Raw genomic sequence first — 21769 nt, 5'->3', positions numbered from 1 at the left:
ATAATTAAATAGAGGCTTGTCTTAAAACAAGCCCCTACACTTCGAGAACACCATAATGAAACTTAGCTGTCACTCGCTCATATTGCTGAAAATGATACTTCGTAAACCATTCTGATCGAAAATGAGCCTTCAGCACTACACGCTTTTTCGCGACCCTCTTCGCTTCTTGCACCCATTCATCGGTTAAAGTAACATGCTCACCCGCTAAGCGCAATGCCTCGAAATTATTGGACTCTTCAATAGTTTCCTCGAACATTGGATCCATATAAACGACATCAAACGCATTCGCTGGCAATGTTTTTAAATAACGAACTGCCTCGGACTGAACGACCTTAATTTGTCGCATACAAGCCGTTAACGGTAGCTCTGTTGTATCATAATTTTGCATTCCCTGCCCGACAATAAAGGCGACATTTGGATTTGCTTCTAGGCCTACAATGCGCCCCTTTTCCCCAACAGTATAAGCGGCTAACATCGCATCGGCCGCTAGTCCAAGCGTACAATCCAGCACTGTATCTCCTAGCTGTAGCTGTGCGGCTTCTAAAAATGGCTCTGCCTCACCTCGAGCAATCCGTTTTAAGCGAAATGCTGCAGAATTAGGATGGAAGAAAAACGGCTCCTCTGCCCCAAAAGCATAATAATCATAGCGATTTTTCCCCGCCACTATAATATTTGCCTGAAACGCCTGTGACATCTTCCGAACAGAGCGCTTTTTCCTCGGCTCAAATGCAGCCCCTAATGTTTGACACGCAAAAGCAGCGAGCGCCATCGATTCATCGTCTGGTCTGCCCGCTGTTGTTACAATCGTATTTATTGCTCGCATGTTTGTTCTAACACGCCAGTTAAATGGGAAACAATTTGCTCCACAGGGAAGCCTTCAATTTGTTCACGTGGAATAAAGTAAGCCAATTCTCCATCCTTTAAAATCGCCATGGAAGGTGAGCTTGGTGGTACTTCATCAAAATAACCGCGCATCGCTGCAGTCGCCTCTGGGTCCTGCCCCGCAAACACTGTCACAAGATGATCCGGCTTCACTGCCGCAATCGCCTCACGCGCTGCTGGACGAGCAAGCCCTGCCGCACAGCCACACACCGAGTTAATGACTACTAACGAAGTCCCCTTCGTCTCTGCCATAAATTCATTTACCGCATCAGCCGTCGTCAGCTCCGTAAACCCAGCTCCCACTAGCTCCTCACGCATCGGTTTCACAACCTGCTTCATATATTCATCATAAGCGTTCATGCTTTTACCCTCTTTCATATGTATTCGCAAACCTTATTATAGCAAGGTTTTGTGTGAATGTACAAAGACATGCTTTTTCGATTTTGGTGTAACGAGAGGAGCATATTTAATTATATGAGCCCACCCTCAAACTTTCAGTAAACATCGCAAGGCACAGGGTCAATTTTTTCACTAGTATGTAAGGTTTTCTATTAAGCACCTGAACATTGTATGTTTTTAGTTAATTTTGTAGAATGAATGAAAGGGAGGCGAACTAACTTGGAATTCACAACAGAAAGATTAATGATTAGACCTTTTAAGAATACCGATTTACAGGATGTATTTGCTATTTATAATAATGAAGATACTTGTAAGTTCCTATTACATAATCAATGGACTCATGAAAATATGGAGGAAAAATTCAATAAGAAACTAGCGAATGATTTACTCTCTCAAGAGTCAATGTTAAGTCTGGCAGTTGTCTATAAGAATAAAGTCATTGGTGATTTGTCTGTATGGTATACAGATATGAAAGACACTGTTGAAATTGGATATAGCTTTTCTAATGAAGTGGCTGGGAAAGGTTTGGCAACCGAAGCAGTAAGTAGTTTAGTAGTTCAATTATTTGATGTTTTTAACGTACATCGTCTACAAGCTAAGCTGGATGCACGGAATATTGCTTCACAAAAATTATGTGAACGAATAGGCATGAGAAAAGAAGCCCATTTCACACAAGATTTTTGGAATAAAAATGAATGGACCGATAGCATTGTGTACGGCATGTTAGCCTCTGATTTGAAGAAATAGAATTAGTTATTTACTGTGCTAACGGAGGGCTCATACTTTACCCTTTACTATTGTTTAGCCCTCCAGTTAGATACATATTAACAAGCATCCAAATTATCATAAGAGGATGCTTACTAAAAAAGTTTATTCAGCTTTGAGCTTCGAAGTCTTCATCCAATTAACGCTTTACTGAATAGTATAGTGTCATCCCCTAAGCAAATACATTGACCCTCCTCCCTTAACTTTTACTATTTATTTTGTAATCTGAAATAAAGAAAAAGAGTGAAAGCCCTAGTAAAATAATGGGGAGGAAAAAGAGTCCTGCATCATATTTGACGGAATGCTCCATTTTTATGCCAAACAAATAGATGAATAACGTAAATGAAAAACATAATGATAGTGTCCCTGCTAAACTTTTCATTTAAATCCTCCTTATGTCAATCAGATATAATAAAACATGAATAAATCCATGACCCACTTCTAGTTATTTTCGTTTCACAGCCCCTTCGATTTCAGCTATCCACTCTTTTCCACCATAATGACAAAGGTGGTTTCCGTACCTTTCCTATCAAACATCTTCATTCTTTAAGAGATAAATAAAGTTTAAACTAAGCACGGCTCAATCTACGTCAGCTAGATGTATTTCTCACTATAAATTTGGATACAGATTCCACGTATGAGTGGAAAAATCAGACATTGAGTTGTTCATAACAAACGTCCGACATCCGATTTAAGCATGCTATAAAAATTTTTCGCCATACCTGATCGTACCGAAAATTCATTATGCCCCATTTCAATTTCGTGAAAAATATATCTTTAATAGGTGGGCTTGAATTCTTTTAAATGATGCTGACTTGTCTGGCTTCTGGCGTAATTATGTAACTGCCACCTTACGCACATATAGAATCTTGGAGATAAAACGTTATATCCCAGTTTAGACACCGTTTCATCGCCCCCATTGATTATTTACGGCACATTCTATAGTATACTTATAATCACTTAATATTCCATTATTAGGTTAAATAAAAGCCATATGCTTCCTTTTGGCATTCTTCATCAGCTTGTATTTTAGTGGTTCCCCAAATAGAATATAGTCCCATAAAAAATGAAAGAGGTGGTTAATCATTAGTGAGCATGACTATAAAAAGTATAAAATTTATCCAAAATCAGAAAGATATACGGCTGTGTTTTTATTGGCTACTGTAATGGTTTGGGGAATTTATGATCGGATTACGACAAGGGAGATTGGGGCTCCGTGGTATATAATCATTTCCACTTCTGTATTTAATGCCATCCTTAGAACCTATTATGCAAGAAAAGAAAAAAGGCGAAAAATGAATATGTAATGATGGTCCAAATGGATGTAGTCCCTATCCAAAGCAGGTGCTCGTGCGCTTGCATTTTTTGATCGTCGATTTTTCATACAGCTTACAAATGTATGTTAATCACTTAGTCTCCGTTAAAAATACCCACACCCTTCCTCTTCATAATTCAAAAAATCATCTGTTTCCCTTTGGATCCATTGCAATTTCTCCTTCATGAATTAAACTTTTAATTTTTTTCTGATGTGTCCTATGACATTTATCGCTAATCATCTGGTTAGGCATACATATTATAAATTATCGAAAGGAGGTTTATCATTATGTCTGGATACTATGGTGGTAACGGTGGAGGCTACGGGAATGGTACAGGGTTTGCACTTCTCGTTGTTCTATTCATACTTCTCATAATCGTTGGAGCTGCTTTCCTGTATAATTCATATTAATATCTTTAATAGGGATCAGCCTATTAATCCGTCCCGTGAAAACAATAAATCCTCCAATACTGGTAATAACAATAATCCATACACCTATCTATTTTATGAGTCACTTTCCGGTGACTCTTTTATTTTTTTCTGCCCCACTACTAAACTAAACGCCATGATAAAAGGCCACTCCGACATGGGATGTGGCCTTCGACATAAAATTAATCAAATTGTATAGTCTGTTGCACGATGGATACCTTATAAACGTCTTTCGTATTTATTAATATCGATTTAAAATGTTCTGTTTCCGTAAAGGTATACCATGGTTTCTCGTTGAACCCATTAAAAACTTCTTCTGTAAAAGTTTCTTGTCCAATATTAGTTTTAATTTTATATTCTTCTTCGCGATTTTCGTTAAAGTGGAACTTCACTGTATATTCATAATCCATGAACCAACACCCCCCATCTATCTTTATCATGGGATAAATAGTGTGGAAGTAATCAAAAAAATATAAATGTAATAAAACCCCATGCCATTGAAGGGTTCTTATGTAATCCATAGAAAAAAACCAGGTACTCATTATAAATGAGCGCCTGGTTTTATTATTACCCGATAATGGGTATTGAAAGCATGCAAATATTAAAGTTTTACGATGTTTGCAGCTTGTGGTCCACGTTGACCATCTTCGATTGTGAATTCTACTTTTTGGCCTTCTTCAAGTGATTTGAAACCTTCACCTTGGATAGCTGAGAAGTGTGCGAAAACGTCTTGTCCGCCTTCTACTTCGATGAATCCAAAACCTTTTTCTGAGTTAAACCATTTTACTGTACCTTGTGTCATTTAAATGACCTCCATTAATTGTATTAAATAAAATCTTACATCGTTAAAGAAAAAATTCACATATTGCAAAAAGTATCAAAAAAACACGATTACTCTTTGTAATATGTGAATTCATTGTTTCTTTAGCACCGATTTTATTAATATCATTGTATAATAAAAAATCACATTTGTCTAGTACTAAGTAAAAAAAACCAAAAACAATTACTTGGCTCGTTATATGTTTGCGTGTATTTCTAAAAAAACTCAGGTAATCAAGTCAATTGATTACCTAGAGAAAATTGTTTTTTCATGATTATTTTCCACTTAAACCTTTAGTGATCCTCGAAAACCTCTAGCTGCATAATAAGAATCTGCCCCATTATGATAGAGGAAGATTGTGTCGTAGCGACGATCACAGAAGATAGCCCCGCCCAGTTTACGGATTTTTTCAGGGGTTTGAATCCAGCTTGACGTTTTTAAATCGAATTTACCTAGTTGCTGTAACTCTCGATATTGTTCTTCCGTTAAAAGCTCAATCCCCATTTCTGCTGCCATATCCATTGCGGTCGTTTCGGGTTTATGATTTTTTCTTGCTTCCCATGCCTCTCGGTCATAACAAACACTTCTGCGACCTTTTGGACTTTCTGCCGAACAATCATAAAACATATATTCATCCGAATTTGGATGATAGTGAACGACATCCGGTTCTCCGCCAGTTGCTTCCATTTCATGGAGCGACCACAGTTTGTCTACATTCGCTTCCAGCTTAGCCTGTATATTTGTCCACTGAAGGCCTTCGTGGCGATTCATATTTTTCTCAAATCGAGCTTGCAATGTTTGCAATAGTTCCTCGCGTTGTTCAACTGATAGTTCTTTATTTGTCATTTTAGTTTTCTCCCTCACGCTTAAATGATAGTCCCTCTTCTTCCAATAAAGCTCTCATCATAGGGATTGACGCTGGTCCAATTCCATGAATTTTTAATACATCTTTTTCGGTGTATTTGGATAGTTCATGCAAGGTATCAATCCCCTCGTGAATTAAAGCATTTCTTGCAGGAGAACTCAGTTTTGAAAGGAAACCACTCGTAGGCTTATTTTCTTTATCGCAGGTCGGGCAGCTTGGACAATCTGTGCTTTTGTAAAAACGATGTCCTTTTTCGCAAAACCTTAAACGTTTTTCTGCTTTCACTATCATCCCTCCAACATACATGCTATTAGTTTATAGTATCATAATTCACTTGTCGGAATGATAAGAAGAACTGTATCAAAACTTGTTCGATTTAAAACGTTTGTAATTGATTATCTGTTAAATTTTGTACGCCCATATATTGAACTTTTGGTTCTCCATCCACATATTTAACCACCGCATATCTTTGTATATCTGGCTTTAGCCATACCCGAGCATCCATTGGCCAACTTGCAATGTCCTTCTTAAACATTTCCTCAGAAGTGACCGTCACATCTTTTGTTAAGGAATAATCTAAGCTATTAAATTCAGAGTCAAGAAATGTTACATAATATACATCATTTGATACTTTATAGACATCCTGATAATTACGATGAATGGAATCGAAATAAAAGCCAGTTGGATAGATATAAAACTTACCTAACTCATAGGTTACAATGTCTTGGCTATCTCTCGATGGAAAATTCATACTATCTATAGCAAGTTCAACACCGAATGCTTCTTTATATTTCGCTTGAACGATAGCTCCATCGAAAACCATTTCGCCATTTTCCGAATACTCATGATCAATATTGTACTTCTGGACAACGTCTAACACTAAAGACATAACGATTTGCGGATCATGATGATTAATGCGTCTCATACTACTAAATTCATCTAATGCATCAACAATTTCTTTCTTTTTATCCTTCTCAAGTAATTCATCTTTGCCCACAATATTATTTACACTCGGCGAAAGAGTTGCAAGGGTTTTTCCAACAATAGTGGCTGGACTTGAAGCACCAAAACCGTAATTTTTCTCAGCAAAATTACTAATCAGTATGGGACGTTCTTCTCCATCATATCGTGCAAACTCTTCTTCGAACGTCATTCGATCTGTTTCCTCATCATTTAATGTATAAAATAGATCGCCTTCATTATTATGACCGAAATTACCGGACGCTACTAATTCCATCTCTGATTTTTTGGGGTCCTTTGCGTAAACCCATATGTTGTTATTAGCAATACCTTGACTCATTTGATAGGAAAACATTTTAAGGAAAGTACGACCATCCTTCCCCTTTACTAAAGAAACATTCATGTCACAAGCGGAATATACTAATTTATCAATTTCACTTGAAAAAGATAGCAGCGCATCTTCTCCATTAGCATTTCCCGTCCAAATTTCTTGTATGTAATTATCTTTATTACGATGAGGATAGGCGGATAATGGGTAGTCAATTCCTTTCATGAATGTATAAACCTCGTTAACACCATCATTATCAAAATCGACTAATTCCGCATATAAAACTCCTCTATCATGCTCATTTTCTGCAAAAGTATGCATGTCATATGTATAACCTAATGTTTCAACTGCTTCAGATAGTTTTTCGTATAATTGACGATTGACCACTTGCCTCTCTTGATCGTTTGTTACTATTTTTTCAGCATCCTCAACTTTAGCAGTAGGTGTCTCCTTTACTCCGTTAGAACATCCATACATCAGTACAACTAAAAATAATAATAATAAATAACTTTTTTTCATTTAAAGCTACAACCTTTCAATACCTTAATAATATCTATATCAATTTCCTATATTTACAACTTTATACCAATATTGCTAAGCTGTACCTAATAAAATTTTGATTTTACTTAAACACTTTAAGAAAAAAAGGATGTTTATAAAAAAGAAATTATTATGGTACACAATGTATATCCGTTCCTAGTAGCAAAATAAATTGATGACAATTAAATTCCTTCTGATTCTTCTATATATGTACCGGTTATTTTCGAAAAGTAATGCCACCCTTGTCATTCAAAAAAATTTGGCGCCATTTGCAAGTTGGTAGTCAGTGTTTGCTAGTTACATGGCGTGATGAAAAAGATACTATATATACTGTTCCGTTTAAACGCACCTTCTTAAAGACAATAAATGAATAAAGGAGCCTGATACATTGACGTTACATACCTCTACTCGTATTAAAATGCCGTTAGGATTTTGGGAGGGGCTCCGTCAATTAGGGATAGCCCCCCACGATGTCATCCGAAAAACACAATTACCTATCACTTTGATGACTGAACCAACTGTTTCGCTAGCACAATATTACGCGATTTGGCAGGCATATGCCGATCACATTGACGATATGGCTAAAGGAATCATCCAACTGGCAACTAGCTTTGATAGCAATCATTACCCACCAACAGTCTTGGCAGCTTACCATGCTCGTGATTTCTCTGATGCTCTCAAGAGAATGGCACGCTACAAACAATTGTGCCCGCCTGAGAGCCTCCGTATTACTGAGGAGGGAGAGAATTGTACAATCGAGCTGCAATGGTCAGATAGGGAGCAGTCGGGTCCGCCGATGCTTGTTGGCATCACACTGGCATTTCTTCTTGAGCTTGGACGGCGAGGAACGGATAGTCCCTTGACAGCAAAATGCGTTGAATTTTCACATTCAATGGGTGATATACAAACGCTTGAAGCCTATTTCGGTTGTTGTATCCAGATAGGTACAAAATGGAACCGGTTGACGTTACATCGAGAGGATTTAGACCACCCCTTCTCTTCATATAATTTGGAGCTATTAGAGATGCTGACTCCGCTTCTAGATCAATCGTTGAGCGAGCACCAACAAAGCCATACGCTTACCGAGACGGTCAAGTGGATGATGAAACGCAGCTTAATGGGAGGACGCCCAGACATTCAGACGGTTGCCAGCGAGTTAGGGATGAGCGACCGTACTTTACAGCGTCGGCTTTCAGACGAATGTACGAGCTTTAAGCATCTGTTAACTGAAGTAAGACATGAGCAGGCACAGGTATATTTAGCAGACCCCACTCTTGATATTAAAGAGGTTGCCTTCTTAATTGGCTATGAAGATCAAAACTCGTTCTACCGCGCCTTCCGCCTTTGGGAAGGTGATACACCAGCAAATTGGCGTACTAAACATATAGAAAGAAATGTTTAAATTACTATAATAATAAAGGAGAAATAGCGTATGGATATGGGATTGAACAATAAAACAGCTTTAGTTACTGGATCAACGAGAGGTATAGGGAACGCCATTGCTTTTGAGCTAGCCAAGGAAGGTGTTCATGTACTCATTAATGGGCGAAATTATAATGAGGTAGAACGCATTTTAAATGAAATAAAGTCAGCTTACCCATCTACGTCTCCTCAAAATGCCACAGCCGATCTTGCAGATACCCAGCAAAGAGAAGCTTTATTCGAAAAGTATCCCCATATAGATATACTCGTGAACAATATGGGTATTTATGAAATGATGTCCTATGAAGATGTTGACGATGAGATATGGGAAAAATACTTCCGTACGAATGTTATGGCGGCTAATGGTTTATGTAAATTTTACTTACCTACAATGCTAGAAAATGAGTTCGGCCGCATTATTTTTATCGCGAGTGAAGAGGCCATTATGCCTTCTGGGCAAATGCCTCAATATTGTATGACAAAAACGATGCTCCTCTCTTTGTCAAAAAGCCTATCTCAATTAACAAAAGGAACAGAGGTTACCGTCAATACAATTATGCCTGGCCCAACACTTTCTGAGAATGTGTATGCAATCATTGATAGTATGTATACTAATCAAGAGATGAGCTTTACCGAGAAAGAGCACAAATTTATGACTACAAACCTCCCTCAATCGGAAATACAAAGGTTTATCAAACCCATTGAAATCGGGAGAATCACTACCTTTATTTGTAGTCCCTATGCTTCCGCCTTTAAAGGCTCTCCGATTCGTATGGATGGAGGTATGGTACCGACTATCTTTTAATATGTAGAGCTCAAAAACGTATAGCCGATGTCACCACTACGGCGAGTCGAGCTGCCTACCTTATGTGTCGCCGCCCTTTAACTTATGCTATAAAAGCCATCAAGAGTGTGAACTCTCGATGGCTTTGTCAACCGTTTGGCCAGCATATTTCTATACTGTTATTTGCCTTCTATCAATTCATTACTGTACATGAACGGTATATGTTCCGTTCTCATTTTCAAATTTATAAACATATAAATAATACTTTCCAGGCTTTGCATTCAATTTACCGTTTATCATGTTTCCGTCTTCCTGTCCAAAAGACGCATAATTTTGGCTATCTGATTCATGATAAAGCACCCATGTCATGCCAATTTGGTTTTCATTTAAAACAGATATATCTATTTCTTTAGGAGATGTAACATTGAATTCGTATACATCCGTATGATCATCCTCCATTAAACTACCGCTTAGTGGTGTATGAAATGGAAGCATAGTGGCTTCTTCTGGACGATTGTTTGGTTCTATCTCCGTTTTTGTACTATTTTGTACTTGAACGGTATATGTTCCATTTTCATCATCAAACTTATAAACGTATAAATAGTACTTTCCTGGTTTCGCATTGTACTTACCTTTTATTGTCTGTCCATCTTCCTGTCCATACGCTACATAGTTTTCCTTATCAGATTCATGATAAAGCACCCATGTCATGCCAATTTGATTTTCATTTACGACAGAAATATCTATTTCTTCTAGCGATGTAATGTCAAATTGATAGACATTTGTATCGTTTTCTATCAAACTACCTTTTATTGGTTTATTAAATGGAATGGTCATCGCATGTTCTTGCCCTGTTTGTCCTCCTTTCTGTACAGTGGCAGTTGTTTGCCCTTTACTTTCTTGTCCCTTATTATTTTTCACGGTTAACGTCACTTTGTAAGTTCCTTCATTTTCGTATACATGAGTAGGATTTGCTGCTTCACTTGTTGCACCATCACCAAAATCCCAAAGATAAGAAACTATTTCTCCATCCGTATCCTTTGACCCATCACTGTTAAATTGAATTTTTTCATTGATCATGCCAGTATATGGACCATTTACCTGTACAATTGGTGCTTGCGTTTCTCCGTCATCAGTGGAAACACCGTGGAAGACTACATCATACTCGAACTGGTTTGCCGCATTTACACGATAGTTGACAAAGTACGCAGTCATTGTTTTATAGCCGCTCCACTCTTTTTGAGACAGTTGCTCCAGCATTTGGTTTACTTGCTTACTCATCGTTTTCCAATCTTGAGATTCACCCTGTGTTGCACTACCTACATATGTTCCCTCGAGTGTAAACGTATTAAAAAATTGAGACTGGTGTTTCGTCATATTTGCATCTTTCACATGTGCAATATCGACAATTTCTTGCTGTACTTCGTTTAACGCTTTTGGTTCATGCGGCATTAAATAATCCTCTGCTACTTGTGGTACTTCGTATGTTTCTTGGTTATCGATCAATTGCTGCATATACGCTTGATATTCCATATTCAGCTGTGAATCTTTACTTAAAGTGTCACGATAGGCATCATAATTTTTCACATCGTTCGCGCGAATTAAATCTTGAATTCTATCAAACATATCGAATTGATGAGTATACATATAAGACTGTAAAGCAAATGAATAATTGTAAAAATCCCAGGAACCATATGTCGCAAACATTGTTTGTTCAGCTGTATAGCGTTGTGATGGATCATGTGACAATCCACTAATAATGCTCTTACGAGGCACAACGTCATTTGTACGTGTTGACCCTGCAAAAAATTCTGCATTCCCTTCCTGGAACCATGTTAGTCGCTCATTTTGATACATATCACCCGTCCCGAATAGACCAGGCACCTCAAATCTACCTTGTAAAAAGTGCGTATATTCATGACGGAACAGCTCTTCTAAGCTATAAATACTTTGCTCAGGTGTACGTTCATATGTAAAGAATGTTCCAGTCTCTTCAATATAAATACCACCATTATTTGTTTCATATCCGTACAATTGTCGGTTTAATCGGTACTGATCGGGAGAGTTATAAATGACAACGGTTAAGATATCGTCAGCATTACCCGGCTCTAGTGCTTGATCATTCCCGATTACACGATGATATTGTGCCTTTACCTCTTTTGCAGCCCAGTATAATCTTTGAATTTTATCTTCCGTTACTTGATCTCCCGTTTTGAATACAATTGATCCATCATCAAATGTATATGTTTTCGGTAGATACTGTTTTTTTCCTTCTTCACGTACTTTTTGTAAATCAACCGTATTTCCGTTTAAGTCACGTCCACCATAATTTGTCGTAATTTGCTCTACTGCCACAAAATAAGCTTCACTTAAATAGGGATACATCTGCATCGCTTGTGTAACGACTTCTAAACCCTTATTCGGATTGCTATGGAACTGCCCTAAACGCCCTGCATAATAAATGCCATTATTAATTAACCAACTATTGCTATCCGTCACATTATGTATTAGGGCAATGTTATTAACTTCCTCTATGAAGCTATCAATCTTCCCATACCACATCGTTGTATTGGCCTCTTTACGAGTGTCATATAAATAAGACTGCAAATCATAATCAATGCCGTGTATTATATCGTAAATAGCTTGTCCTTTTGAATTCTCACTTTCATAGGTAGAAAGATTTTCATTATATTGTTTTAAAATGTTCGTAGCATGTTGAACGGTTTCCACATCACTAGAAGCATTACCTATTAATTTTCCATAGGCAGATACAACTTTATCTTGCTCATCTGTACCAAGTTTAAAGTTTGGATTTTTGGCTATTTCATTTAATGCTGGTAAACACTTATCTTGGAAACTTCTCTCATTTAAATAACCTAGTTCATTATTATAAAACGCTACATAAAAAGCAGAACGCAGTACCTCAACAAATGTTTCGATCCCCTTTGAATCATCCTTCGTAAACGAACTTCCTCTATTACCTAATTCATTGATGATTACTTGCATGCGCTCTTCATTTTGATAAAAAGCTTTTGTGTCATCATTGAATTGGAATAAGTCTGTAATTTGGTACCAACGGATACTGCCAAGCGTATGGATGAGCTCACGATTGCTCATATTATTAAGCTCTGCCATCGAGTACTGCTCCTGCAATTGCTGTGTATCCATCTGTTCCATAATTGGTGCTGGACGTTGTGAAAAATCTCCCATTTCTAAACGTTCTTCATAGGATAATGTTTCTTCAGCCATTGTCGAATGCACCATTTCATCTTTCGACATTTCTATGCCAATGGGTTTCATTTGTAATACATTATACGGCGTTTTTTCTGCTGCCGATGCTTCCGCCTGTAATCCACCTAACGAAATGGCCATTGTACTAACCCCAATTAACAACTGATTGAATGTAAATTTTTTCTTCATTTTATATCCTCCTATAGTCCTATGTAGTTTTTTTGGCAATATAGTTATTATTTTGTACTATATTACCTATATTAAAATAACATATTATGTAAAAAAATCAACATTAAATGTTATATTTAGAAATATTTTCTTCCATATTTTGAACACTAAGACACATTTAGATCGTTCCCTTATTAAAAAAAGAACCCGAGATGCGGATTCTTTTTAGAAAGGAGCGACCATACAAGGAGTGAGAATACCCCTCTTTTCCTTTTGTCTCACTAGACAAACAAAGAAATTTCCCTCTATTTATGATATTCTTGAAAATAAATAAGCTAGTATAGGGTAAATACCATTTCTCTTCCCTCCCCTCCGCATATTATAGGTTGTAGAAAGGAGGGATTTTCAATGGGATACGGATACGGCGGAAATGTAGGTAATATGAACAACGGCGGTTGTTATTATGGCGGCGACAATGGCGGCAGCTACAACGGTTCAGCTTTTGTATTAATCGTTGTTCTTTTCATTCTTTTAATTATCGTTGGCGCTAGTTTTATGAGTGGTGGATACTAATACATCCCTTTAGCACCTAAAAAAATCCCTTCAATATAATGAAAGGGTCACTTAAACCAGCCTAGTGATCCTTTTGCTTTTCAGAAAGGAGCGATTCGTTTTTTTGCAGCATGATAAACCGAACATCTTTATGAGAATAATAAAAGGGGGCATTGGCTCTGCATTACTAACGATGGGTCTCTTGTTCATCGTAATCACGGTAGACGACAAGCAATTTCTCCAAAATGTAGTAGTAAGAATTATCGGTGTCAGCAGTGTTTTTATAGGCACCCACTTATTACATAAACAGTTTCACCCTTATTCATACAAAAAACCAGGCACGCCTAAATAATCGGTGCCTGGTTTAATTTTTTTCATTTATCTAAATCTGTTTTTTATGGTGGGATCGTTACGAAGGTCTATAAAACCAAGTTATCTTATCATATAAATAGTAATGTTAAGCGAAAAGCGTTTAACAAGGCATCTCCTGATTTGTTACTATGGGGTACTCTCCATGAGTGCCCCTCCCACTTTTCGGTCATTGAATAGGCAATTCCATTCCATTCGTTTAACAGTTTTCCATATGATTGGTTGTGAAGCCATGTTAGCTTTTTTAGCAAATGCATTGAATGGTTCTACCACTTTACATACAACAAAAATCGATCGCAAAATGGAAAGACTACGACAGAATGATTGGTTTGAGGAAATAGACCAAGGTGATCGGTACCACAGATTATTTTAACAATCGCCAATCGTCACGTCAGAAAATACCTTCAACATAATAAATGAGTCAATCAGATGATGAAGAAAAAAGAGCGCAAGCCAAATTTATAGATTTTTTACATAAACAATTGAAAAATCGGCCTCTAGGTGGTAGAAATAACTTCCAACAGAACGTATATTCGTGTATAATTTTATTATACTTGCGAATGGAGGAAGAATATGAACGCAATTGATCTACTTGTATTAAATTTCGAGGAGGTGCGTAGACGTAGTATTAAGCTATGGACATCTATCCCTCAAGAAAAGTTACTTTGGAAGCCCGATCCTGAGGCAATGTCTTGCATCGAGATGATACGACATGTGCTTGAAAGTGAACATTATTACTACCAGGCAATAAAAAATAAAGGTAGTCTAGCTAATTATGAATCCCCATTTGAAAACCAGCCTTACACCACTGTTGAAGCAGAACTATTATTAGCAGAGCCTTATCGACTTGAATTTATGGAAACGGTTCAATCATTCGCGAATGAGGATTTAACAAGTATTCAAATTGACCGCTCAGATGTAGGATACATAAGAGATTTGGGAGATATGTTGCTGAGGGTTGCCTACCATGAGTCAGTTCATACGGGGCAATTATTGGATTATTTACGATCAGCGAACGTAATGATTCCGAAAATTTGGGATTAATGATGAAAGGTGTATCACTAGTAGATACACCTTTTTTCTAAATGATGGTTAAAATATCCGTTGGTTCCTGTAAAACATAATCTGCCTCTTCATACCCCTTAGTCGTTTTGGCCCCCCACAGGGCAAGGGCAAATTTCACTCCTGCTTGTTTTGCACATTGCAGATCATATATCGAATCCCCAATATAAATAGCGTCTTCAGGGGCTACTTGCAATAATTCCAGACAGGTTATAAGAGGCTCTGGGTGAGGTTTATGTTGCACCGTATCACTGGCACTAATAATTTGCGTGAAATAATTACTTAACTTAAAAGGATCAAACTCATCTGTTACTTCTTGTCTTGTTTTCGATGTAACAATGCCGAGCTGTAATGGTTTACTTGCTAAAGATTGGATGACTGCTTCCATATTGGAAAAGACCGAAACCTCCTGTGAAAAATCAAGTACAGCTGCAGACCATTTTTGATGAACCGTCTCTAGATCATCAACGTTTAGCTGTCGTAATGTGTCCTTCCCTGGAATACCTAAGGCAAACCGTAATTCATCCAAAGCATACTCTTTTTCTGTTTCCTCACGCAATGTCCTTTGCAGCGACTGTAAAATCGCTTGTTCTGTATCCAAAATTGTCCCATCTACATCAAAAATAATCGCCTGTAGCATGACCATTCCGCCTTCCCTATACATGATTGCTGTTTACAAACATACATAATTGATGGTACTTGTCCTCATCATAATCTTTCTGACCACGTATATACTTCTCTTTTAAATTATAAAAACAAATGTCAAGATATTCCCTATTATGATGCTGCTTGAAAGGTGTTTTTGCCTCGACTGCCCCCAACGCCTCAAAGTATTTATTCATCTTTTCAAATGTTCTAATTTGATAGCCACGCTTCTTCATTTCAGCAATGACCATTTCCGTATAAATAAACAAGTCGTCTTTAGGATATTCGTATATATAATTAATGAGTATATGCTTATCTTCCTTGGCAAATATACTGTTTAATTCTCGCCATTGAGAAAGTAGCTGCCCTTTTGGTAGGAAGGCTATTAAATCTACATGCCATAATCTCATACTCTCTCCCCTTTCTATTATTCATCCAATCATGTAAAATATTCCATATTAGTAAAACACAAACGGAGGTATATTACTATGGAAATAAAAATTGCCACACTTGATGCCATTCCACAAATAGAGGTGTTATACCAAGAGCTCTTTTTAGAAATGTCCATTCTACAACCTAAATATATCAGACCTACTAAACAAGATGTTAATTTTATTCGTTTTACAATTATCGAGGATGATTCCGATATTTTAATCGCTGAAAAAGATCAAGAAATCGTAGGGTTTTTATTACTAAAGGAAATGACGACCCCTCGTTATACATGCATGGTTGAATACAAATACGCTTTTATTATTGATGTCATTGTTGGAAAGCGATATCAAAGTAAAGGAATCGGAACGGCCCTACTGCTAGAAGCGAAAAAATGGGCTGATACTCGCAAATTGGATTATTTGGAGTTGAACGTTCTGTCTGGAAATAAAGGAGCTATCGCTTTATATGAAAAACTTGGGTTTCAGGATATGAACCATACGATGCGCTTTGAGTTGTAGAGAACTCTCTCTCAAGCAATGAAAAACTTGCACACAGCCCTTCTGATGCATATAATCAAAAAGTCGCCTATACGAAAGGGCGACTTTTTTGATGTTTATTTCGTTTTATGGCATCGGCTCATACATATTTTCGCTCAAAGAACCTATTACCCATTGATTATTTCTCTTCGTGATTAAAATCTGCTGAGAAACGTACTTAGATTGATTAGGTAAACTCTCGCTACGATAGATATACATATTTGTTTCTTTTGGATAATAATAATTATAACTTGTTGTATATGGAGACAAATCTGTATAGGTTACATTTCTCATAATAATTAAATTAATCATTTCATCAGTAAAGTACGGCTGTAAGTATTGTCTTTTTTGAGCAACATTCGACAAATTTTTCACTTTGTTAATCGCTTCATCTAGAAGCTTATAGCCATCTCGATAAAACAGTGGTTGTGCATAAACAACGAACCTATTTTCCTCTGAATAGGAACTAGCCATCCGAGCTTTTTATCCCAATACGTATTTTCGGAGCTGACTTCAGCCAATATCACTTGTCTATATTAATTCACTTTCTTTCAGTAAGTCATAAATAATTGTATCTTTTGTTTTGTGAATTCCTAATTTACCAATTTGTTTTAAAATAAATGGCGCATCAATATCTGTTAATTTTTTGCCATCTAATAAGCGAGCAGTTGAAGCTAATAATGTGCGAACATCAAAAGAAGATGCGAATACTTCTGGAACTCCACGATCAATATTTAATAATTGATAGACTGCCTCCATCGCAGTTCTTACTGAATATTCAGTAGTAAAAACGGTATCTCTTACAGTTTCACTAAAGTTGCCAATGAAGGCTAAATTAGCAGACCCTTCTGGCACAACTAATGGACGATCCCCCATGGCTCTTGGCATGAAATAAGAGGTGATGTAAGGCATATAGCATGGAATCGTGTTACAAGAATTTTGTGCGATGTCTGGAATTTCATCAACCGGTACACCCATATGGTACAACCACTCTTGTGCTATCTCAATACCTGAACATTCGGTAATGCTTTTTTTAATAAAATCACCTGGTTTATTTGATAGTAAACCATAAATCCAAACGACTAATTGGTCTTTTGGTTGATGTTTAAAATGAGGTTGTCGGTTTAACGTATAGCTTAGCATCCAATTAGAATCTGTAGCTGTGACAATACCTCCTGTTACTACTTTGCCTGCATACGGGTCCCTTTTACTAATTTTTTCAATATAAGGAGCCACACGATCGTCTAAAGTCGTTAGAGTGGCGGAAACAAACCAGCTTTCTTTTGGAAGATTATCACAGAACTTTTCTGGTCGTCCAAAGTCAGTATCTTGGGCAGCGATGTTTTTCCACAGTGACCAGCTTCCACCTAATTCTTTATTGACAGGGGCTGGGGTATAATTATCCCCGTATGTTGTACTCTCCGTAATACTACCATTTGTCACAAATACCAATTCATTTTCTGTTAGCTCAATATTCTCTTTCACACCATTTTTTCTTAAAACTAATGTATGAGCTACTTTTTTGTCGCCCACTTTATCGACCAAAACATTCTCTACTACCGTATTATATTGAAAATCAACATCATGACCTTCTAAATATTTTATCATCGGTAGCACTAACGATTCATATTGGTTATATTTTGTAAATTTCAATGCTGATAGATCTGGTAATCCACCAATATGGTGAATGAAACGCATAATATAACGGCGCATTTCCATTGCAGAATGCCATTTTTCAAACGCAAACATAGTGGACCAATACAGCCAAAAGTTCGATTCAAAAAATTCCTCTGAGAAAACATCTGTAATTTTTTTATCCTCTAACTTTTCCTCAGGTGTAAAGAATAATTTAATCATTTCCTCAGATGACTGATCCGATAAAGTAAACTTGCCATCATCTTCAAGTCTTTGACCTCTATCTTTTATTAAACGACATTTTGAATAATTGGGGTCCTCTTTGTTTAACCAATAAAATTCATCTAACACAGAAGCATTGTCTACCTCTAAGGAAGGAATGGAACGGAATAAATCCCATAAGCATTCAAAATGATCTTCCATTTCTCGACCACCGCGAATAATAAATCCTCTCGTCGGATTAAGTATGCCATCAAGACTGCCTCCTGAAATATCTAGCTCTTCCAGAATATGAATGTTCTCACCTTTCATTTGGCCATCACGAATTAAAAAACATGCTGCTGACAGCGAGGCTAGGCCCGAACCAATGAGATAAGCAGATTTTCCATCTACTCCCTCCGGTTTTTTAGGACGTGCGAAAGCTTCATAGTTACCATTGCTGTAATACATATTACCGCCTCCATATTTATTATTCTAATATAGAATAACATGAATTACCACAGAAATGGTAAAACGAGCGAATGATTAACAAAATATTCAAATTCAGAAGAAAGCACTCCATTCGAAGTCCCCTATAATTGGACATAACAATCGTTTGTATTTTTATAAGTGGATGATGAAGTATAAAAAATCACGATCAGCGCCTAGATCAATGCCTTGAAAAGGAAAATAAAATACAATAATTGGATGTGAAAATTGCATAAATATTATATCGAAAAATTATTTGTCACATAAATTTTGATTCTCCATAGCTAAAACTTCCTTTTACGTTTACCAAATTTTTCATTACCTCTTTTAAAATTACCTGTCATTTTCGCTAATAATAATTGAACTTCTATTGTCTGTTGTTCCGCTTCATGGATTTTTGCTAAAAGATGCTCTGCCTCTTTTTCCTTAACCACTTTAATTTGTTTCCCCTCGTAATAAATAGCGACAGTCCCTTTTTTGGTAATTTGATACGTAAATGGCTCCTCGCTTAATCGATTTCGTTTATCAATTCCACTCACTTTGTTCAACTCCCGCCCTCTTTATTGTCCACATCAATAAAATATTTTTCACGTCTTGTTATATACCACATCACCAACATCTGTATGTTTCTACGGTTCTGCAGTAATACTAATAAATATTAGATTAGGTAGTAATGAAAGGGTAAAAGATGATTTTACATTTATTTTTAGTTTTTCTAATTCCTTGGACGATTTGTCTCATGCATCTATACAAAAAAGATAAAATATTGCTTTTTTTAGTGGCTCCATTTTTTAGCGTCGTGGCTTATCTCATGAATGCTCTCGGCTTTTATTTCGATTTTTGGGAGGTGCTACCTTTTCCCCAACAAAAAAGTTTCGCTGCACTACCTTTTGATGTAGGCATATATCCTGTCTTATCCTGCTACTGTATCTATTTCATAAAAAAAGTGAACAAACCTTTTTTGGTTCTTCTATTAATGACTTTGCTCACCACTTTTTTAGAAGGGATATTTGTTTTCTTTGATAGGGTCATCTACCAAAACGGATGGAATATTTATTTTACCTTTTTCTCCTATTTGCTCCCTTATTTATTTTTGTATGGATATTATAGATTTTTACTGAAAATACGCGTTCTCCAATAACTATTTTTATGCTTAAAAAAATAATTTTTCTTCAATATAGTTTTAATTTCTACTGAAGAGGCAATCAACTAGATATACTAAGTGAACTCATCATATATATAGTAGTAGTTAAGCTAAACTAGTTTAACAACCTCCTGATTTGTTACTTAGGGTCACTTCTAACCAAAGTGACCCTTCATATGTTTAATAGGGCTTACATAAGTTATTAGGAAGATTTAGTAAACATAAAATTTACCATATATTGAAACATTACCCTCCCTATTTTCGTTTTCAAATTATAAAGGAGGAACTGTTCCATGATGAGTATGCTAAATGTGGGAAGCCTAGTCCTTGGATTAATAGCCATATTGTTACCCATTGCTAGTCTTTCAGCTACTTCGAAACAAATCCAACATTATAGATTAACGATAAGCATATTAAGTCTAAGTGCTTGTGCTATTTCGATTAGTTTCCAATTATTTTACAATTTCTATCTTGTGAAGATTGAGGATTGGAGTGCCCTTATGGATATTACAAGAAGTTCCGTACTGGCTGTCCTATTCTTATTAGTAAGTACGATTCTATTAAATATCCTCATTCTTATTTTTAAACGAAATAAAGTATAAAACCGAAACATGTAGTAACTCTGTTATGGGCTACTACGTATTTAGTATGATTTTCCCTCTCGACTTTTCTAACATTCAAATAGTTTTTATAAAAGGAGGTGGGTGCATGTCAAAAATACCCGTTTATATAAAGCTGCTCATTGGGATTGGGATGATTATTATCCTTACCTCACTGTTTCTGTTAAAGGATCATCCCTATTATTTATGGTTAAGATGGACAGGCAATATTTTATTGATCGTCGGGATTGTACGGATTCCTTTTACAAAGGAAACTGATAAAAAACAAGTCAATATTTGATAAATCCGTTAGACTTTCAGGTAAATTTTCACATCAATAAATCCTTTTATTTTTAAGTCATTTCCTTTATTATCAATAAGGGCACCCTAAAATAGAGAGAAAGAGGTGCTGACATGTTTGGTATTATTAATTATGAAATGTTTTTATTAACAGGGATTTTATTAAATCTAGTTCCTGGTGCAGACACAATGTATATTATTGGGCGAAGTATTGCCCAAGGGAAAAGAGCGGGTGTATATTCTGTTTTTGGAATTATTACTGGCTCCCTAATTCATACGTTATTGGTTTCTTTTGGTCTATCACTCATCCTGACAAAATCAATTGTATTATTTACAATCATTAAGGTAATGGGTGTTATATACCTTGCTTATTTAGGGATAAAGATGATACGCGATCAGTCAACGATCGATTTTGAGGCATCTACAGGGACACTAAACTTAAGAAAAATTTATATACAGGGCCTATTTACAAGTTTGACGAATCCAAAGGTTTCCTTATTTTTCATTGCGTTTCTCCCGCAATTTATTGATGTTCACGCATCTGGGCCCATTCCATTCCTCCTTTTAGGCCTTACTTTTACAGCAACTGGACTTGTCTGGTGTTTAGTTGTTGCGTACTTCTCCTCGTATATGACGACAAAATTACGAGGCAATCAAAAGTTTGGACGCCTTCTAAATAAGGCGACAGGAATACTATTTATTTATATGGGCTTCCAATTACTGCAAACAAAAGCTCCACACTAATACAGAATTTCACAACTATGCCCCCCCACGAACAGCTCCTTTCATTTTGAAGGGGCTGTTCGACTATAATTTAGACAAATATCAAAAGAAATGATGCACATGAGACAAGAAAATTGAAATTTATAAAGTTTACTTAAAAATTCTGTGTTGATAGGC

The 21769-nt window shown here is 36.5% G+C and carries 26 protein-coding genes; 12 read left to right on the top strand and 14 right to left on the bottom strand.

From position 1 onward, the window contains the following. Positions 1-34: 34 nt before the first annotated feature. Both MKX57_RS10255 and MKX57_RS10250 read right to left on the bottom strand, forming a co-directional pair. Entirely contained in the window at positions 35-823 is a 789-nt protein-coding gene (locus MKX57_RS10255; protein ID WP_089984670.1) for a class I SAM-dependent methyltransferase, read from the bottom strand. After that, the gene (locus tag MKX57_RS10250) at positions 811-1242 is read right to left on the bottom strand and encodes a BrxA/BrxB family bacilliredoxin (protein WP_036125483.1); all 432 of its coding nucleotides are present in this window, start codon (positions 1240-1242) and stop codon (positions 811-813) included. The genes MKX57_RS10255 and MKX57_RS10250 overlap by 13 nt, the downstream gene beginning before the upstream one ends. Positions 1243-1500: 258 nt before the next feature. On the opposite strand from MKX57_RS10250, the gene MKX57_RS10245 reads away from it, so the two are divergent. Then, positions 1501-2028, top strand: a complete 528-nt coding sequence (locus MKX57_RS10245; protein ID WP_090001672.1) for a GNAT family protein — start codon at positions 1501-1503, stop codon at positions 2026-2028. Positions 2029-2245: 217 nt separating this feature from the next. Here MKX57_RS10245 and MKX57_RS10240 read toward each other — a convergent pair whose 3' ends face one another. Further along, a complete protein-coding gene (locus tag MKX57_RS10240) occupies positions 2246-2428 on the bottom strand; it encodes a hypothetical protein (protein WP_043989873.1) in 183 nt (60 codons plus the stop codon). Positions 2429-3649: 1221 nt separating this feature from the next. On the opposite strand from MKX57_RS10240, the gene MKX57_RS10235 reads away from it, so the two are divergent. Next, entirely contained in the window at positions 3650-3772 is a 123-nt protein-coding gene (locus MKX57_RS10235; RefSeq protein WP_080709324.1) for a YjcZ family sporulation protein, read from the top strand. Between the two features lie 200 nt (positions 3773-3972). On the opposite strand, the gene MKX57_RS10230 is transcribed toward MKX57_RS10235, so the two are convergent. The 5 genes from MKX57_RS10230 to MKX57_RS10210 all read right to left on the bottom strand — a co-directional run bounded on the left by MKX57_RS10230 (position 3973) and on the right by MKX57_RS10210 (position 7282). Next, a complete protein-coding gene (locus MKX57_RS10230) occupies positions 3973-4200 on the bottom strand; it encodes a hypothetical protein (RefSeq protein ID WP_043989875.1) in 228 nt (75 codons plus the stop codon). 191 nt (positions 4201-4391) lie between these two features. Next, entirely contained in the window at positions 4392-4592 is a 201-nt protein-coding gene (locus MKX57_RS10225) for a cold-shock protein (protein WP_008175097.1), read from the bottom strand. Between the two features lie 303 nt (positions 4593-4895). Continuing rightward, a complete protein-coding gene (locus MKX57_RS10220; protein WP_089984672.1) occupies positions 4896-5456 on the bottom strand; it encodes a DUF4256 domain-containing protein in 561 nt (186 codons plus the stop codon). Position 5457: 1 nt separating this feature from the next. Then, on the bottom strand, positions 5458-5760 hold the full coding sequence (locus MKX57_RS10215; protein WP_043989877.1) for an RNA polymerase alpha subunit C-terminal domain-containing protein: 303 nt from the start codon (positions 5758-5760) through the stop codon (positions 5458-5460). 91 nt (positions 5761-5851) lie between these two features. Further along, positions 5852-7282, bottom strand: coding sequence for a hypothetical protein (locus MKX57_RS10210; RefSeq protein ID WP_342532789.1), 1431 nt, complete (start codon positions 7280-7282; stop codon positions 5852-5854). 439 nt (positions 7283-7721) lie between these two features. On the opposite strand from MKX57_RS10210, the gene MKX57_RS10205 reads away from it, so the two are divergent. After that, complete coding sequence (locus MKX57_RS10205) at positions 7722-8705, top strand: AraC family transcriptional regulator ligand-binding domain-containing protein (RefSeq protein WP_342551120.1); 984 nt, start codon at positions 7722-7724, stop codon at positions 8703-8705. Between the two features lie 30 nt (positions 8706-8735). Continuing rightward, complete coding sequence (locus tag MKX57_RS10200; protein WP_342551001.1) at positions 8736-9530, top strand: SDR family oxidoreductase; 795 nt, start codon at positions 8736-8738, stop codon at positions 9528-9530. A gap of 180 nt (positions 9531-9710) precedes the next feature. On the opposite strand, the gene MKX57_RS10195 is transcribed toward MKX57_RS10200, so the two are convergent. Then, positions 9711-12929, bottom strand: a complete 3219-nt coding sequence (locus MKX57_RS10195) for a collagenase (protein ID WP_090001677.1) — start codon at positions 12927-12929, stop codon at positions 9711-9713. Positions 12930-13316: 387 nt separating this feature from the next. Between MKX57_RS10195 and MKX57_RS10190 the strand changes: the two genes are divergently transcribed. From MKX57_RS10190 to MKX57_RS10180, 3 genes are all read left to right on the top strand, one after another. Further along, complete coding sequence (locus MKX57_RS10190) at positions 13317-13481, top strand: YjcZ family sporulation protein (protein WP_008175107.1); 165 nt, start codon at positions 13317-13319, stop codon at positions 13479-13481. A 493-nt stretch (positions 13482-13974) separates the two neighbouring features. Beyond that, entirely contained in the window at positions 13975-14202 is a 228-nt protein-coding gene (locus MKX57_RS10185; RefSeq protein ID WP_342551000.1) for a hypothetical protein, read from the top strand. 200 nt (positions 14203-14402) lie between these two features. Continuing rightward, a complete protein-coding gene (locus MKX57_RS10180) occupies positions 14403-14873 on the top strand; it encodes a DinB family protein (protein WP_090001681.1) in 471 nt (156 codons plus the stop codon). Between the two features lie 37 nt (positions 14874-14910). Here the strand turns inward: MKX57_RS10180 and MKX57_RS10175 are convergent, their stop codons facing one another. Next, the gene (locus tag MKX57_RS10175; protein ID WP_107921911.1) at positions 14911-15531 is read right to left on the bottom strand and encodes an HAD family hydrolase; all 621 of its coding nucleotides are present in this window, start codon (positions 15529-15531) and stop codon (positions 14911-14913) included. Positions 15532-15547: 16 nt separating this feature from the next. Beyond that, positions 15548-15946, bottom strand: coding sequence for a pyrimidine dimer DNA glycosylase/endonuclease V (locus MKX57_RS10170; RefSeq protein ID WP_008175115.1), 399 nt, complete (start codon positions 15944-15946; stop codon positions 15548-15550). 78 nt (positions 15947-16024) lie between these two features. Between MKX57_RS10170 and MKX57_RS10165 the strand changes: the two genes are divergently transcribed. Continuing rightward, positions 16025-16486: a GNAT family N-acetyltransferase gene (locus tag MKX57_RS10165; protein WP_008175116.1), complete on the top strand. Its 462-nt coding sequence runs from the start codon at positions 16025-16027 to the stop codon at positions 16484-16486. 105 nt (positions 16487-16591) lie between these two features. Here MKX57_RS10165 and MKX57_RS10160 read toward each other — a convergent pair whose 3' ends face one another. The 3 genes from MKX57_RS10160 to MKX57_RS10150 form a co-directional block, all read right to left on the bottom strand. Next, entirely contained in the window at positions 16592-16978 is a 387-nt protein-coding gene (locus MKX57_RS10160) for a hypothetical protein (protein ID WP_008175117.1), read from the bottom strand. A 57-nt stretch (positions 16979-17035) separates the two neighbouring features. Further along, positions 17036-18808, bottom strand: a complete 1773-nt coding sequence (locus MKX57_RS10155) for an oleate hydratase (RefSeq protein ID WP_008175118.1) — start codon at positions 18806-18808, stop codon at positions 17036-17038. 302 nt (positions 18809-19110) lie between these two features. After that, positions 19111-19365, bottom strand: a complete 255-nt coding sequence (locus MKX57_RS10150) for a hypothetical protein (protein WP_008175120.1) — start codon at positions 19363-19365, stop codon at positions 19111-19113. A gap of 149 nt (positions 19366-19514) precedes the next feature. Between MKX57_RS10150 and MKX57_RS10145 the strand changes: the two genes are divergently transcribed. From MKX57_RS10145 to MKX57_RS10130, 4 genes are all read left to right on the top strand, one after another. Next, positions 19515-19967: a CBO0543 family protein gene (locus MKX57_RS10145; RefSeq protein ID WP_008175121.1), complete on the top strand. Its 453-nt coding sequence runs from the start codon at positions 19515-19517 to the stop codon at positions 19965-19967. A 296-nt stretch (positions 19968-20263) separates the two neighbouring features. After that, entirely contained in the window at positions 20264-20572 is a 309-nt protein-coding gene (locus MKX57_RS10140) for a hypothetical protein (RefSeq protein ID WP_089984686.1), read from the top strand. Between the two features lie 106 nt (positions 20573-20678). Beyond that, complete coding sequence (locus tag MKX57_RS10135; protein ID WP_008175124.1) at positions 20679-20870, top strand: hypothetical protein; 192 nt, start codon at positions 20679-20681, stop codon at positions 20868-20870. A 113-nt stretch (positions 20871-20983) separates the two neighbouring features. Continuing rightward, positions 20984-21613 carry a LysE family translocator gene (locus tag MKX57_RS10130; protein WP_008175125.1) on the top strand — a complete coding sequence of 210 codons (630 nt, stop codon included), beginning with the start codon at positions 20984-20986 and terminating at the stop codon, positions 21611-21613. The last annotated feature ends 156 nt before the right edge of the window (positions 21614-21769 follow it).

The sequence above is a fragment of the Lysinibacillus sp. FSL M8-0216 genome (genome assembly GCF_038595555.1).
Classification (GTDB): domain Bacteria; phylum Bacillota; class Bacilli; order Bacillales_A; family Planococcaceae; genus Lysinibacillus; species Lysinibacillus fusiformis.
Note: the sequence above shows the minus strand (reverse complement) of the source record. Positions and strands in the feature narration are given on the sequence as shown.